Source organism: Membranihabitans marinus, assembly GCF_021729155.1.
Taxonomy (GTDB): domain Bacteria; phylum Bacteroidota; class Bacteroidia; order Chitinophagales; family Saprospiraceae; genus Membranihabitans; species Membranihabitans marinus.
In genome coordinates this window covers 1-17,330 of record NZ_JAJQYA010000046.1, presented here as the reverse complement: position 1 = coordinate 17,330, position 17,330 = coordinate 1, and the positions used below count along the sequence as shown (strand labels likewise).

At 37.7% G+C, this 17,330-nt stretch carries 8 protein-coding genes; 1 reads left to right on the top strand and 7 read right to left on the bottom strand.

Going from position 1 to position 17,330, the window contains the following annotated elements; translation table 11 throughout:
* Window positions 1–91 precede the first annotated feature (91 nt).
* Window positions 92–1,222 (bottom strand): FecR family protein, encoded by a 1,131-nt coding sequence (locus LVD51_RS18515; protein WP_236972864.1) that lies wholly within the window; start codon window positions 1,220–1,222, stop codon window positions 92–94.
* 184 nt (window positions 1,223–1,406) lie between these two features.
* On the opposite strand from LVD51_RS18515, the gene LVD51_RS18510 reads away from it, so the two are divergent.
* On the top strand, window positions 1,407–1,973 hold the full coding sequence (locus tag LVD51_RS18510; RefSeq protein WP_236972863.1) for an RNA polymerase sigma factor: 567 nt from the start codon (window positions 1,407–1,409) through the stop codon (window positions 1,971–1,973).
* 814 nt (window positions 1,974–2,787) lie between these two features.
* On the opposite strand, the gene LVD51_RS18505 is transcribed toward LVD51_RS18510, so the two are convergent.
* The 6 genes from LVD51_RS18505 to LVD51_RS18480 form a co-directional block, all read right to left on the bottom strand.
* Entirely contained in the window at window positions 2,788–4,320 is a 1,533-nt protein-coding gene (locus tag LVD51_RS18505) for a BNR-4 repeat-containing protein (protein WP_236972862.1), read from the bottom strand.
* A 472-nt stretch (window positions 4,321–4,792) separates the two neighbouring features.
* The gene (locus LVD51_RS18500) at window positions 4,793–6,562 is read right to left on the bottom strand and encodes an arylsulfatase (RefSeq protein ID WP_236972861.1); all 1,770 of its coding nucleotides are present in this window, start codon (window positions 6,560–6,562) and stop codon (window positions 4,793–4,795) included.
* 360 nt (window positions 6,563–6,922) lie between these two features.
* Complete coding sequence (locus LVD51_RS18495) at window positions 6,923–8,143, bottom strand: sialidase family protein (RefSeq protein WP_236972860.1); 1,221 nt, start codon at window positions 8,141–8,143, stop codon at window positions 6,923–6,925.
* Window positions 8,144–8,382: 239 nt separating this feature from the next.
* Window positions 8,383–9,951 (bottom strand): SusD/RagB family nutrient-binding outer membrane lipoprotein, encoded by a 1,569-nt coding sequence (locus LVD51_RS18490; protein ID WP_236972859.1) that lies wholly within the window; start codon window positions 9,949–9,951, stop codon window positions 8,383–8,385.
* Between the two features lie 4 nt (window positions 9,952–9,955).
* The gene (locus LVD51_RS18485; RefSeq protein WP_236972858.1) at window positions 9,956–13,066 is read right to left on the bottom strand and encodes a SusC/RagA family TonB-linked outer membrane protein; all 3,111 of its coding nucleotides are present in this window, start codon (window positions 13,064–13,066) and stop codon (window positions 9,956–9,958) included.
* A 932-nt stretch (window positions 13,067–13,998) separates the two neighbouring features.
* Window positions 13,999–15,915 carry a sialate O-acetylesterase gene (locus LVD51_RS18480; RefSeq protein ID WP_236972857.1) on the bottom strand — a complete coding sequence of 639 codons (1,917 nt, stop codon included), beginning with the start codon at window positions 15,913–15,915 and terminating at the stop codon, window positions 13,999–14,001.
* Window positions 15,916–17,330: the final 1,415 nt, after the last annotated feature.

The following is a 17,330-nucleotide window of genomic DNA, read 5'->3' as shown; positions in this document are numbered from 1 at the left end:
GTAGTTCGGATAGGGCATTAACAGCTAAGAACAAGATTGAGAGTCCTTCCCTCAAATTTCTCTCAATCTACCTAGAAGGTATTTCCACTGATTAATTCCCTTTCCGTTTTTTTATTCGTATTTGATTATTTCCTATTTCTTCAATATCAATCTTCAGCATCCATTCCATCATCTGGGTCACCGTTTCCCAATCTTCGTAAGGCACACCGAATTCGACCCGCGTACTTAACAAATTCTCGTCTTCGACTAGGAAGGTCTTTCCGTATATATCTTCTAAGTTCTGAAGCATGGATCGAAATTCTACGTCCCGATAGCTTAAAGTACCTTCCTTCCACTCCAAATGATTATCCATGCCTAAATCAGATTTTTCAACCAAAAATGACTTTCCCCGAGTGTATTGCACAAAATCTCCCGGCTCCATATAGACTACATTGGCACCATGTTCATTGCTTGAACTGTTTTGACCTATCATTTCATCAATTTGATATTGATCTTTCTTTCTAAGAGAATTAGATTGAGATGATGGTCCTGTAGATGTTTTTTTCAACGACAATACCACTGATCCACTTTCTAAGAATATTTCTGTTTTACCCCGTCTGTCAGAGGCATTAAAAGTTGTCCCCAACACCTGAATGGTTAAATCGGAAGTATATACCTCAAAAGGCATTTTTTTCCGTTTTTTATCTTTTGGTTGTAATTCCAAAGACCTTCCTTGTCTATCGAGATGAGATACATCGAAGAAGGCCTCCCCTTCTAAATCAACTTGGCGCAGACTTTTCTTTCTCCAGCTTTTATTCCACGACAATTTTGAATTGGCGTTGAGACTAACTGCTGTTCCGTCTTCTAAAACCAAATCCAATTTTTCGCCATAACCTGTTTCATATACCAACCAATCATCAGTTTCAATTCTACCTTGTACAACAAAGTAAATACATAGGATGACTGCTGCCGCAGCTGACCAACGGCCGATCATATGCCAAACATTACCGGTTTTTTGTCTCTTTTCCTTCTGGCTCGCTTCTATGATATGTTGCCATTGAAGGTCTTTCAACACTTCAGATCCATCTATATCCTTCCATGTTCCACTCAAAATTCCATCAACAGCACTAGGGTCTTGACTGGATTTGATTAATTGCAAAAGCTCATCGCGTTCAGCGTTGGTACTCGATCGATCGATGTACTTTTGCATTAATTCTTTGATTCTTTCCGTATTATTATTCACTTAATCGCTTTATTCTTAACAAAAATTATAACCTAAATTACAAGAACTACCCCTAATAAAAACTGTCATAGTATAGGACGACTCGTTTTTAAATTCGTACCATTGGTTAATAAAAAAATATTTAATTTTTATTTTTACCAGAATATTTCGTTCTTTGTAGACACAATAAAATACAATAAAGTGAATGGATAATCCGATTGATATACAATCAATGTTCATAGCTTATCGCGATAAATGCTATGGGTTTTTCATTAAATTACTTGGTGACAGGGAATTGGCCAAGGATTTGACCCAGGATGTATTTGTGCGATTAATCCAAAAGCAAAATGAATTGTCCAATGTCGAAAATTGGAACAATTACATTTATTTAATGTGTCGAAACAAAGCCTATGACCATTTAAAAAAGGCCAGTCACGACAAAAAATACAAAGAATATCTGTATTACTATTGGGACCAAACTTCCAATATAATACCACCTAAGGCGGAGAAAAAAATGGAAGCTGACCATTACCGCGAAATTCTAGAGCAATCACTCAATCAACTTCCCGACCAACAAAGACTAATTTTTAATTTAAGCAAGAAAGAAGGCCTGTCCCACCAAAAAATTGCCGAACAACTCAACCTTTCTCCCATAACCGTTCGCAACCATCTACACCGAGCAATGAAACAATTGCGATCGACTACTAATCCCGACATCGATCTGGTATTGATATTGATAAGCCTTATAGCTCCAATGGTATGGGCAGGGTGATTTTTAATGGTTAATGGTTAGTGGTTAATGTGGACGAGCATGACTGAACAAAATACGAAGTATCCAATCGACTAAATGTCGATTGGGTGAAGGAACCGAGGCCACTGCGCCGAGGCGTGATATTTCTAAATATTTTCAACGATTCCTATGTAATCTCGTCACGACACTGCATTTAAATTGACAGGTTTAAGTACTTGTCACAGTATTAATATAATTGTCTTGAGGGAACCGGAGCCACTGTGCTCTGGATGGGCTTGCCAAGGGAGAGTAAGTCAAATCTCCGTTTTTCAAATGATAAGTCTTTCTGCTCCGAAATTGACAAGTGAGATTCTGCAAGTGCAGGTCCTTCGACTTGTCTCATTAAATACTACAAGGACTATCGTGTATATCTTGCCATCTTATCAATCTTGTTCTGACAGCTTATTATACGAATTACATTTATAATTAACGGTAATCTTTCGATTTATTTGAAGTTTTACTTCGTTTAAAATACTCGCCGTAGCTACGGCTATGCCTGTGTTCTTAGCCTCGTCAAACTTCAAATATTCTCGAAATCTTTTCCGTCATTATAAAATGTAATTCGTATTTCAAGACAAGGAGCGTAAAATGGCTGATAATAATTTCCCTTCACCAGCCGGGAGATATATCGCCCACTTCGACTTACCTCAGTGCACCCATCAGGGCTTTTCATTTTTTCTTATTTTGGACGGTAGTCATTTCTACTCTATACCATTCTAAGTATTAAAAACATCTCAATCCAAAACACCTTAGACACAACCCTTTGTGTATCAACAACAAATCAACATCCATCAATTTATTTCGTATTACTCAATTGCATGTCTTCTATTTTCATTGGCACTGGAGGATCGACAAGAATAGGCTGAGCAAAATCTCCTTCCATCTCATACGGCAACATATAAACTTTATCTCCTCTAGAATTTGTGAAAAATATTCTGGAAACAGAGTCCTCTGATGGATCAGCATCAGACCAAAATGCAAAAAACGGATCTTGGGGATTATGAGGACGACGAACATAGCCATGATTATATGGACTATTAACCGTAACTCGCCTCTTTAATTGCCACCAATCGTTATCGGGATTGCCGGGATCGGTAGTTTCAAATACGCCAACCTCTCCTCCATTCCACCCCGGCTGTGGACCTGTCAATGCAGGAGCAATCAGCGTCCATTTGTCGTCATTGATAAACAATGAACCCACATCGTATGCATGATCTGATACCGTAATATATTGAGAATCCCACTTTTCGCCATTCCAACGTGTAATTCTCCACGGCATAGGCCTATTCTCCAATACAGGTGCAGCACCAAATGTCGTAAGATGTAAAATTACAGGAGAACCATCCTTGTCAAATAACAATTGAATTGGATAAGCATTCTTACCCTGAGCTTCATAATCAATTACCAGAGCGGGATTAACCTTATCTTTCAAGGGCAGCTCTACCGGAGTTCCATCTGCAGTAGTCCATGTTTCACCAAAATCTTTGGTTTGCAAATAATACAAATTAGTACGTCGATCTACATTTCCATCTGGATGATAATTAAAGGTTGTACCAATGGTATTTCCATCTACCCTACTCACTTGATAATGCCCACCGAAACCAGCTAATTTCTTCAAATCTTTATCAGTCTCAGTCGTCCAATCTTTGCCATCACGGCTTGTCTCCCAATACAATTCTCTTCCATTGGTATACATCGTCATTAAATGAAAAAAACCTTTTTGAGGAACTTGCCATATTTGCGAATAGGTCTGCTCTCTTTCAACAATAAGCTCAAATGAATCAATAGAATATGGTGCATTACTGCGAAATATTTGTCCCGGACGTATTCTTCCTCGACCTGCAACAAAAACCCAAATATAGCCCTCGTCATCTATTGTGATACTGGGATTGTCGTGCGGATCATCTACTCCTCGCTGATCTCTGACTATGGTCGGCCTAGGTACTAAGTGCTTATCATGATCATAGTATGATACCATTGCCAATAAATATCGCTTTTGGGGACCTACATCTCCTCCGTATACAAAAAATGTTTTATTAACCTCAGGTGCATATACCGCCATTGGAGCAACAGTATGGGGGGCTGCAAAGGAAAGTGGACCTGAATATTTAAATTTCTTTGATCCATAACTCGAAGATTTTGGACGATCTTTCATAGTAGCATGGCCCCACCATATCCCTTTATATCCACCCAGCTTTTGATTGTCGAGTATTTCCTTTTCAAACCACTCCTTATCTCCATCATTAATTTTTTCTTGTGCATTCAACCCAGTAATAAGCGTAATGAATGTAATACTCACCACCCACTTATTCAATTTAGTCAACTTCATAATATCGTTCATTTGTATTTTCTTAAAAAAGAAATCATTTTTATTTACCGCTATTTAATACCAAATGCATTTGACAGAACTATGTACTTTGTAGAAACTATAAATTTTTCTCGACATCCATCAACTACACCAAATCTCGACAATTTAACCTGTAAAAACACTCAAATACGGAATAAAAGGTGACTAAAGTAAAATATTTTAGTTTTATATTCACGTCACCGACCTGAAAAAAATACTAAATAAGTTTTAATATTGTATTATTCATTCACTACGACCATGACCACGATCTTTATGAGACACAAACCCGTATCAATATTCACTTAAAAATCCGATGAGAATATAATGCATTTGAGAAAACAACTAATACGACTCTCTAGTTTGGACTATTTTCTCTGTCATTCTTAGTTTAAAAATCAATTAAATTAAAGTGCTATTCAAAACAATAATACTTAGACTTACATCCAAAGCAACCCTAAGGAATACGCCTAAACACTAGGCCGCCAAAATCCATAACCGATTCACCAGGGATATCCAGAGCTTGCAATTCAATCTGCCCAATTTCTTTATCGAGAAAAATATTTCCCAATGTCATCTTTTTATACTCTTTAACATAGGATTCCATACGTGGGACTCTATCTTCTTCGATTCCTATTAGAGGGGGATCAAATGCCTCTTCAATTTTGGCCGTCAAAAAATTCTCCTTCATTCTCAACTTGATTACCGAACCAACATCAGACTCTGCACAGGTATAATATAAATCCACCTCAAAGTTTCCGCTTTCCAAAACGTCAACTTCCCATGTAATCTTATCTTCAGTACTTTTCCAATTCGTAAAGTAGGAACTATTGGGAAATTTATTTGATCGCTGTATTCCTCCATGTGCAATACCATCACGAGCAGGCAATTGGGTGAATTTTTCTTTAGGGTGACCAAATGTAAAAGGACGCTCCATGTCGATTTCGTCAAATCCAACTTCACTTTCCCAGCTCAGCAACACTTGGGCTAAACGATCTCGTACTCCGCTTTGAGTCATTGCTAAATTATGTTTTTGATTTGGATCATTTTCAATATCAAATAATTCATCTTCATACGTATATAGATATTGCTGCGTTCGAACACTGGACTTATTTTTCCATGAAGAAAATAAGTATCTCTCTTCATCAACTGCTTTTTCTTCATTGACTAAATAGGATCTAATAGAAATTCCATCCAAGGGCTTCAAATTTTGATTGGAGATCCCCGCAAAATCCATTAAAGTGGGAAGTAAATCTACTGCTCCCGACAAAGTATTAATTTCGATACCAGAAGGGATTATTCCTGGATAGCGAATCAACAAAGGAGATCTCACCCCTCCTTCATCCACCATTCCCTTGCGCCCCTTCATGCCATTATTCCATCGATAACCATTGGGACCATTATCTGAAAAATATATCACTATGGTGTTTTTATCTAAATTTTCATTCTCTAATTTTTCAAGGATTCTCCCTACATTCCAATCTATATTTTCACACATAGCCAGAGCTGCTTTTGTCAATTGAACATCCTCATCTAATCCTTTATCTGCAAATTGAACTAGGTCTTTTGATTCCATTTTATCCCAGTATTGATCGGGGACCATGCCCGGCGTATGAGGAGTATTGTACGGAATATATACAAAAAATGATTTTTCCTTATTTGCATCTATAAAGTCAATAGCCCGAGTAGTGAAATCATCGATCACATAACCTTCTCCACCTACCATCTCTCCATTGTGATCCAACAAAGGACTAAAATAATTACCCAAATGTCCAGAACAAAATCCATAAAATTCTTCAAACCCTCTAGCATTGGGGTGGTATGGATACTGAGTACCATTGTGCCACTTTCCAAATGCTGCTGTTGCATATCCTGAATTTTGAAACACTTCCGCAATTGTTTTTTCATCTAAATTCATTCGTTCTCCACCTGCAGAAGTATGGTAGACTCCCATTCGAGAATGATATCTCCCAGTAAGAAATTCTGCCCGAGTAGGTGAACATACTGGACTTACATAAAATCGATTTAATTGAGCTCCCTCTTTCCCAATTCTATCAATATTAGGGGTATTGAGGTTTTGATTGCCTTTAATACTTAAATCTCCCCAGCCTTGATCATCTGACAATATCACAACAATATTGGGCTGAGTGAAGTCAGAATTAGATTTTCCACAGCTATAAAGCACTAAACCAAATAAAAAAATGATTGTTATTATTTTATTATACATATCGAGAAATTCTTTCTAGGCCTTAAATAAGATTTAATTCAAATTAATATTTTTTTCCAATCTGGCCTAAATAGTTTATCATTCTCTCCGCTTTCATTGTATTTATTATACCAAATCCTTTTAGTTGTCTGATCCTTTTGACCTTTATATTATTCTAACCGAGTAAACGAACTAGACAACATCAAAAAGAACTTCTTATTATAAAATGACTGAATAATTAATTCTATGTATTAGGAAGCAATCAAATTATTTCCAAGATCTTATTATCTTACATAATCATTATTAACCCGTTATTTTCAAAGGGCTATTTATAAACTTAGAAAATTCCAAATTTTAATTTAAAATGCATTGTCTCCGGATTTAATTTAATTGATTTATGGGGATGATTGCCAATTCGGCCGAATTATTATTAAACAATTCCCTACCCTCACCTCGCCTACCTTGCTTACCTCCATCATTGGAATAAACGACATATAGACTGCCCTTATATTCGACCGCATAGGGGTAAGCTAATTTCGCATTAGGATGAGATTCGACATCGGTATTTCCAACTTCACCACCTCTGATTTTAAGGATTTTAGTAAAAGTATTTTTACCTGGATTACTCAAAGCAATGGTCAAAGGACTCCTTTCATTGGCAGAGTTATTGGTATTCGTTGATATTAGATACCTTTGCCCTGTGGATAGGATTCCAGCATAGGGTTTAGATGCCACCATTGGTAAATTACTAGGTTTTAAAGTCGACCACGTCTCTCCAAAATCATAACTTCTAGCGACCCATGCTAAAGGATGGGGCAAATTTTTCATTTTAGGGGTTTTAAATCCTGACCTTGAAATTAAAATCACTTCATTTCCATCTACTATAATGGTAGATTCTCCCCAAACTTTCACACTTGTAGGAATTTTAACTACTTTCCATTTAGAATTCACCCTACTACTTGACCTAATCGCTACGGCAGGAGGATTATTACCACCGACACAGAAACCGGCCATGATTATCTTGCCGTTGTCCATCTGGATGGGTTCTTGTAAGGGCCAAAAGCCATCCTCTGCAATGACTCCTTTTGCTTTCCATTCTTTCTTATTTTTATTCCATTTAAAAGCACGAGTATGTACATTTTCTAATTCTCCTTCAAAAGACCCCATCAATGACCATAGATTATTTTTACTTTTATAAAACACCCCATGACTTATAGCTCCATTATCCAAAGGGCTACCGACGGGAATCAATTTTGTCATACTATTAAAATTTTCACCCAACATTGAATTGGCGACCTCTCCAGCGGTATTCTCAAATCCTTTATTATGCCCGAATGAAACAAACCATTTATTTTTAAAATTTACAATGGCAACTCCATGCAAAAATTTAAATCCATCTATATCAGGTTCATATTTTTTTATAGCTTTAAATTGCACTCCTTCTACTTGTACTAAATCTTCTCTATTTGGAATTTGCCCTCCCGTCCACAAAACTTCAATACTATCAGCAAGATTTACATGCTGAGCATATACTTTCTCTTGATTAATATTGAAGATTAATACGAAAAAAGCTAGCCCCCATTTCCATTTGCAATTACACATCAATTCAGAATTTATTTTTAATTATACGAAATATTTTAGTCCGCCCTCTATGAACATTTCAATTAAATGAGCTTTACAGAATCGCATCTTAAATATCCGGGATTTTATAATAAATCAGGATTATTCTTCAAATAAAATGAAGAGCGCGATTTCCCTGGGACGGTATTCAAAAAAAAGAGCCCCAATTTTTTATCAAAAACTGAGGCTCTTTTTTTTATTACACTTTCTTATACGAATTACTATTTATCCCACCATACATGAGTGATAAAATTATCCGTCCCCTGACGCGATACCGCAGCATTGTAGTTGGCAGTATTCAATACAGGCTCATTCTCTGGATATATCAATCTACCCGGTCTCAATCCTCCTGTTTCATTATCTAAATAATTGATAGGAACCAATGCTGGATAGCCTGACCTTCTGTAATTGGCAAACGCTTCATAACCATTCATAAAGGTAGCCACCCAATACTGTGAATTAATTTGCTCCAATGCTTTCTCCATATCTCCATCTCCCACATAGGGGTTTTCAGCCAAATAAGTCGCTATTTCAGCATCGGTAATAATAGCTGTCGGTTCATAACTGGCCACATTTTTCATATCTCCTTTGACACCATTCTCAAAATAAGTCTTGGCATCTCCAGATATCCACCCTCTCAATGCAGCTTCCGCCAATAACAACTGAACCTCAGCATAAGTCAACAACATTCTATAGCCATCCAACTTTCCATATACATCGCGATCAAGCGTTGAATATTGATTTTCCTGTGCGGGATGATCTGCAACATAACTAGGATCATCAACCAAAGAAAATCGATCCAATCCATTGGGCAAGCCTTTTTGAATCTCAGGATCGTCATTTTTCGTTGTTGCATCATAAGGATCGGTATACACCGCTACCATATGTTGTAACCTTGGATCATTTCTTTCATCCAAATAATCAAAAAACGTAGCACTAATCTGACCAGTAGCGGATCGCGAAAACATTAAACTCGCTTTATTTGTCAAATCCTCCACCGTTCCATTAGGGTCTGTACCTCTGATCGCCAAATTATCAGCATTGTCTTGCATCAAATCTTTCGCAAAAGCCTTCTTAACCCACTGTTCCGCTTTTGCAGGATCTGCTTTTGACAATCTCATCGCCAATCGAAGCATCAGAGAATTCCCCATTCGCTTCCACTTATTAATATCACCCTCATATGCCACATCAAAGGCTGCAAAATTATCTTTAGAACCATCTAAATTATTAACAGCAGCATCCAACTGATTCAACATTTGATCATATATACTTTCTTGAGCATCATACACTGGCTTATAAATGCCTTCATAATAACCCAATCCAGCTTCTGAAAAAGGGGCATCACCATATAAATCCGTCAAACGATGAAATATAAGCGATCGCCAAATCAAGGCCATATTGTAAAGATTTTGATACTCTGGATTATCCTTAGTCGCCTGAATCACATCCATTACCAATTTATCAATCTTATAGGTTGACTCCCAAAGCTGATCGTTATTGCCTTGATGCAATACATACTTGTCTCCATGCCAGTTGAAAATACCCACATTACTCAAAGAGGCAAAATGCTGGACAAAAGCCTCACAATAATACATATTACCACCAACGTGTTCACTAGCCAATGCCGTTTGCACCTGAGCTGTCGTCAATAAATATGCAGGATTAAACCGATCCGATGTCACCGCATTGGGATCTGTATTTATTTCTTCAAAATTGCCGTCACATCCTAGACTAAAAGTCATTAGACCAAGGCAAAATATGTATAATATATTTTTTATATAATTCTTCACGATATTAAAATTTTAGATTTAAGTTTAAACCATAGCTTCTTGTCGGTGGCAATGGATTATTCTCCATTCCCTGTGCATTTCCTGCAGTGAAATTGGTATCCGGATCAAATCCTGGAGCCTTTGTCCACAACAATTGCAAATTATTTCCAACCAAAGAAATACTCGCTCCGCTGATAAAGCCAGCTCGCTCCAATACACTTTTAGGGAATTGATAGGTTAGAGACATATTTCTCAACTTGACAAAACTCGCATCATATAAGTAATCATCAGCTGCAATTCTACGTCTCACGATAATGGCTCTATTATTTACTCGATCTGCAGAAACCATCACGGTATTTACAGCTCCAGACTCTGTCACACCGTCCAATACCACTCCGTTATCTCTACCCAACAAAGACTGATAAGACATTCCTCTATGCTCTAGGCCATAATTGGTTTCTGAATAGATTTTAGCTCCAAATTTTCCATCGATTAAAAAGGATAAAGAGAAAGATTTGTAATTGATTCTATTCATGATACCTCCAGAATACTTGTGAATACCAGACCCAAAAGTAACCACGTCGGTAGGCACAATTGGCAATCCTGTTTCATCAATAATATCTTGACCTTCCTCATTTCTCAAAATAGTTCTACCTACAATCTGAGCATACTCCATGCCTTCAATCAACTTAATAGAAGCCTTCCCGTGATTGAGCAACACAAATTCACTAGCATCTTCGGAAATTTTAAGAACCACGTTTTTGTTGTAGGACATATTACCGGTTATGTCCCAAGAAAAATCCTTCTTAAGAATCGGTGTTCCTCTTAATAAGAACTCAACCCCTCTATTTCGTAGTTTCCCTACATTCACAGAAACCCCATTATATCCACTGGTAGGCGTAATGGTTTCTGTAGCAATATCGTTGGTCGTTACTTTGTTATACACCGCCACATCTAATCCCAATCGATTGTCTAAAAATCTCATGTCAAAACCAGCCTCTAACTCATTTACGCTCAATGGTCTCAAATTGGCATTAGGCACAACTAACTGATTAACCGTACCCAAGGAACGTCCATCATAGTTGTAATTCAACAAGCCATAAGTCAAATTCAATCTATAGGGATCTGTATCCCCTCCTACAGCAGCATAAGCGACACGGAATTTACCAAAATCGATAGCTTTTGGAAGATCAAACACTTCTGAGAACACAAAACTCAAACCTGCAGAAGGATAAAAATAATTATTTGAAGCAGGATTTAAGGTCGAGAACCAGTCATTTCGCCCGGTTAAATTTAAATACAAAAAGCTTTTATAGCTCAATTCTGAAGTGGCAAACACCGAATTAATACGCTTGTTGTACACCTCAGTATTGGTTTCTCTTGAAGAAGTATTATTCACCACATGCAACTGAGGAATGACAAAACCCAAACCAGTGATATTGGTCGTATATCTATACTGAGACATTAAGTTACCTCCCAAGTTAACCGCCAAATTGAAATCACTATTCAATTGCTTATCCATACCCAACAACAACTCGAAGTTTCGTTCCCAAAACTCCATGCCCACTTCATCCACTTGTCCGTTCGGACGATAGGCCGTACCGTCAGGTCGAATATTATTGGCTTTGAAAGTATAGAAATCTTGCCCCGCTTTTGCACGAAGGAACAACCAATCAAGAATATCCCATTTAGCATTAATCGATGTAATAAATCTATCTTTCTCAGTTTCATTACTCATTCTATTCACAGCAAAATAAGGATTGGTAGCATTTCGATCCGTACCTAGACTATTTTCTTGAAAATTTTCATCATATCCTGGTGAAAGTGAGCTTGTAGGCATATTAGAATTGACATATAAGATAGAAGATGCCGCATTGGATCGACCACCTATGACATATCGATTGTTTACATTTTCAGAGATGTAGTCAGCATTGGCGGAGATCGTAATATTGTCTACTACTTTTTGAGTCAATCCCAAACTAATATTATTTCTATTCATATTGGAATTAGAGATAATTCCTTGATTTCTCATATCAGATAAACCAACGCGGAAAGTTCCATTTTCACCGCCTCCTGAAAAGGAAATATTGTTATTGAGATTCCAACCATTTCCATAAAAATCATCTAACACCTGATCTTTGACATAGGAATACGGTCGAGAAACTCCATCAAATTGAATGGTTGAAGCTCCATCATATCGCTCTCCCCAGTGGTTTTGACCGTGATTGGCAGCATCTTGAATACTCAATGGTCGCTGACCACCATATCCTTGTCCAAATTCATCTTGAAGTTCCCACAAATAATAAGGGACTTCTAATGAGGAGCTACTATTAAAAGCAATGCCAATACCGTTCTGGCTTTTACCTGATTTGGTAGTAATAATAATGGCTCCATTTTTTGCTCTAGAACCATACAATGCCGCAGCCGTAGCTCCCTTCAATACTGTCAATTCTTCGATATCATCGGGATTGATACTAGAAATATTATCTCCCCAGTCAGGTGCTTCACTACCACCTTCTCCGAATTGAGTATTATCCATGGGCAAGCCATTGATCACATAGAGGGGCTGATTGTCTCCGGCAATGGAAGTATTTCCACGAATAGTTATACGACTCGAGCCACCAGGACCTGAACCCACACCAGACACATTGACCCCAGCGACCAATCCAGTTAATGAATTGGCAAAATTATTTTGCCTAACTGTGGTGAATTGTTCGCCTTCTAGTTTGGTCACCGAGTAACCCAGCGACTTAGATTCTTTTCGAATACCCAAAGCAGTAACCACGACTTCGTCTAAAGTCTCCGCATCGATCATCATTACCACATCAATTTGTGTTTTGCCATTTACGGATACTTCCTGCGTTACATAGCCAATATATGTAAAGATTAAAGTCGCATTTTCATCTACACCGGTGAGATCGAAGTTACCATCAAAATCAGTAGCTGTACCCTTCGATGTTCCCTTAACCTGGACATTAACGCCAATCAATGATTGTCCAGCTTCGTCAGCAACACTTCCTTTGACATTGACCAGGGCACTGGCCGTCATCGAAAAGAGTAATAGAGGAATTAATAAAATAATTTGTTGGAATTTTGCATAGCGCAACTTGTATTCCTTCCTTGGTAAGTTGTTCATTTTCATAACATTTAATTAATACATTTTAAATTCAGTAATACACTAAGCTATATTTTACAATAATAAATGATTCGAGAATTATTAGTAAACACATCCTAGTAATTGCCAAATATATACAAGAATTAAATTACCCTGCATGGATTTTCTAGAATTAACAACGGATCGAATTTAGAAAATGACAATAAATTTTAACATCACGACAATACTTGACAAGATGTCAAATAATACGACTACCCAAACACGCAAAACACAGCACAACCATATATAATTTAACGACTTTCATATATATCAAAATGATATATTAATATAGCATCAATGCATGAAAATAAAATACCAGTACAATTCTGACCAAAAGTCAATTTGTTAAATAAATCTTAAATGAAGAAATAGACTGGGTCGAATTTCTCATTAAGCGTCTTTTGAACACCTAAAATCAAGAATCAACATTTATTCACTATAAAATCAGTAATAATTTTGCCCATTTACATTTCAGATATAAATTTCTCAAAAACACAACCACCTAAAATAAGAGACCAGTCAACATCAAACAACTAGATATTAATAATGCAAAGACTGGTCTATTGAACAGAAAAATCTATCATAAATGAGAAATATTGACCTCAATTAACAGCTAACCTTACCCGCAAAACAGATATAAAATTGAACGATATGAGTCAATTTGGATTGAAAAAATTGTACCGAATTAGAATACTATTCTAATTTAATACGAATTACATTTTATAATGACAGAGCTTCCTTCAATCAAGTCTCTACAATAAATCAAAATATTACCGTCAATTAAAAATTCATTTGAAATGAGATCAACATAAGACCTTAACCATTCCAAGATGTTCTCACTAATTCACACAGATGACACAGGTCAATGGTTTTCAACCAAAAAACAAACATAAATAAGAAAATACGCTACGATTTTATTGATCCGATCTAAATGGATTCGCAGGCAACCCTTCCTTATTGTATAGATTTAAGTCATCTGGATTATCCGCCCATCCATAGCGCACATTTATAGGATGTGTAACATTAGGAGAAAAGACTATAACTTTATCTCCATCTACATATGCTTTGGCCCAATGATAACGACCATCGGTTCCGGCAATCGAAAATCCATTCACGTAGCCATATTTATTTCTCACCTCTAATCCAGATCCAGTTTGATTAAATGTGACAATCACTTTATCCCCCTTGACTTTCATAGATTTATACATGGGACCACTGTAGACCAAGTCTTTTTTATAGGCAACCTTTAAGCCAGCCAGCGCCAATCTCATTCCCACATCTTGCTTGTTCCGAGGATGAATATCACCGGCCTCTCCAATATCAATAGCAGAAGCCATACCTGTATTAGGGAGTTTTAATGTCATGGTTTGCGCTTCCCGCAATTCGGCCCAGCTACTTTCAGATGGTGTATTTACAGGCTTTTGAAAGTTGGCCAATTGGACATAAAGGAAAGGAAAATCGCCTTGTCCCCAATGATTTCTCCAATCTTTAATCAAATCCGGAAATATACGCTGATATTGCTTCGCTCTAGAAGCATTGCTCTCCCCTTGATACCATATCACCCCTTTCATTCCATACCCCACGATGGGATTGATCATTGCATTAAACAACAAGGTAGGGTAAGTATTGGGCTGCACCTTAAAGCTTCTGGTGTTTACTTCTGTAATTTTAAACTTCCATTCTTTTGCCAACATGATTTTTTCATCTTTCAATTTAAGATAAAACTCATCACCATCGCCGACCAATCCTCCACCCCCTCCAGTATCGAGCACTCTTACTACTATAGTATTCACACCTTCCACGAGCAAGGATGACGGAAGAACATATCTTCGATAATCACTATAAGAATTGGTCCGCCCCACCTCTACTCCATTCACCCAACAAACATCCATATCATCAATCCTAGAGAGATACAAAAGTCCTTCTTCTTCGCTCTGCTCTCGACTCAATTCAATAGTTTGACGATACCATCCAACACCATCAATATTTGGATACTTAGCCTCCCATGGACCGGGTGCCGTCAATGTAGCCCATTGAGAATCATTGTAATTTGATCGAATATATCCCAACTCCTCTCCTTTATCCTTTTCGGGAAAACCTCCAAAGATCTTAGCTATTTCATTTTTTTTAACTTCAGCATAATTATCAAAATCAATACCTTGAAGCTCTTGCCATTTATCTCGAAAATCCTCATCTTTTTCAATGGTCTCACTACTTATCCATGTTTCAGCTACCGTACCACCCCAAGAATCGTTAACCAAACCTATAGCGACATTTAAATCACGATGTAATTTTCGACCAAAGAAGTATGCTACTGCTGAAAAACTTCCAATAGTTTCCGGTGAACAAGTCATCCATTCTCCACCATCCAAATCATCTTTAGGAGTTTGAGCCACTTTTCGAGGCACCGTAAACAATCGAATATTAGGATAATTAGCATTGGCAATTTCCTCCTCTGCATTATTACTTCTATCCACCGTCCACCCCATGTTGGATTGACCGGAACAGATCCAAACTTCTCCGATCATAACATTTTCAAAAACCACCTTATTCTCCCCTGAAATGGTCATCGTATAGGGCCCACCATAATCCATTGCGGGCAATTTCACCTGCCATTTTCCAGACTCTCCAGCTTTTACACTCACCCTCTTCCCATTCAATTCGACAGTAACGGACTCGCCGGATTCTGCCCAGCCCCAAACTTTATTTTCTAGTCCCTGCTGCAACACCATATTCGAACTGAATATTTGGGCTGGCCTCACCTCTGCATGAGCTCCAAAAACGAACAATACAAATATGAAAATTAGGCTTGATACAAAATTGCGCGACATAGATTTCAAATTTTAATTTAGGATCAAAATATAAAAACTAAAAATAGACTTTTAACCATTTAATACCAAATGCATTTTAAAATGAACGAGCATGACTGAGTGAAGTTGCCCTATGGGCAACCAAATGTCCTTAATATGACTGAATATAGTACGAAGTACCAAAGGTCGTAAATCGACCTTTGATGAAGGAACCACGATCACTGTGTCGTGGGTGGGGAAGCCAGAAGGAACCGAGGCCACTGTGCCGAGGCGTGACAACAATATAATTCGTTAGGTTTTTAGTCACTGCACCTCGGGTGGGTAGGATGCCCACTGCGCTGCGACGAGAATACAATAATATCAACAGCTGTCAACTTGATTTCACCCTTCAATAAAATAGCGGTTTAGAAATTGACACCACAGTGATGAGGCCTGACTGCACCGTATTTCGTTAGGTTTTTGACCACTACCTCAGGTATGATTACTTAGATTTGGTGGTAAATAGTTTCCGTGTTCCGGCTAGGTTAGCCACTGACTCCGGCAACACTGCAACATAATTCGTCATTCGATAATCTGTGGCTTTGATCTGAATCTCTGATGTATTCCCATGGATTTGTCATGATTTTTGCTATCATATATTATAAAAAGGATAGTGATATTGTCAGTAGATAGAATGACCAACTTATTCTAATTTGGCAAAAACCCCGCCAAATCAACATTATTGTATACTTTATACACCTCACCCACCCGGAGCACAGTGGCTCCGGTTCCCTCACCATTGATCCATTAAGGATCAATGATGCTGCGCATTTTGTTCGGTCATCTTCGCCAAATGCCGATTTACGGCATTTGGTTGTCCTACGGACAACTATGCTCAGTCAGCCCGCCAGCGGGGGACATAAGAGATACTGGGCAATAAGTGTAAAAAAGCCATTAGGATCGAAATGTTGATCTGTTTTATCATCTAAACGGGGTAAATACTTGTTGACTATTTGTTTATGTTCAGTGAAAAGTCCTGAAAGGACGCAGTCTAATAGCCGTGGGTGAAACCCACGGTATTGGCAACAAACAATGTTGATTTGGCGGACTTTTTGCATTGTCAATCTTCTGACATGAAGAGATCATATATTTTCATTTTTTGTAATGATATATTGTGATAAATTGGGCAAAAAGTGTGACAAATCCCTAGTCGTTGCAATCCTACCTTAGCAGGGAGACATCGACTTCTCCTTCCTGAATGCCCATCACCTCACAGCATTCGTCTTCCCTCCACTTCGACATTGCTCAATGCAGCACCTTCGATTGCCCTCAGCGTAGCACATCAAAGATCGATTCACGACCTTTGATCCTTTGGATTTCTGTCTTGTCCTAAAATAGGTTTACACAAAAACAATCAAAAATGAAGGAAAAAAGTAAATCAATTTCAGGATTACAAA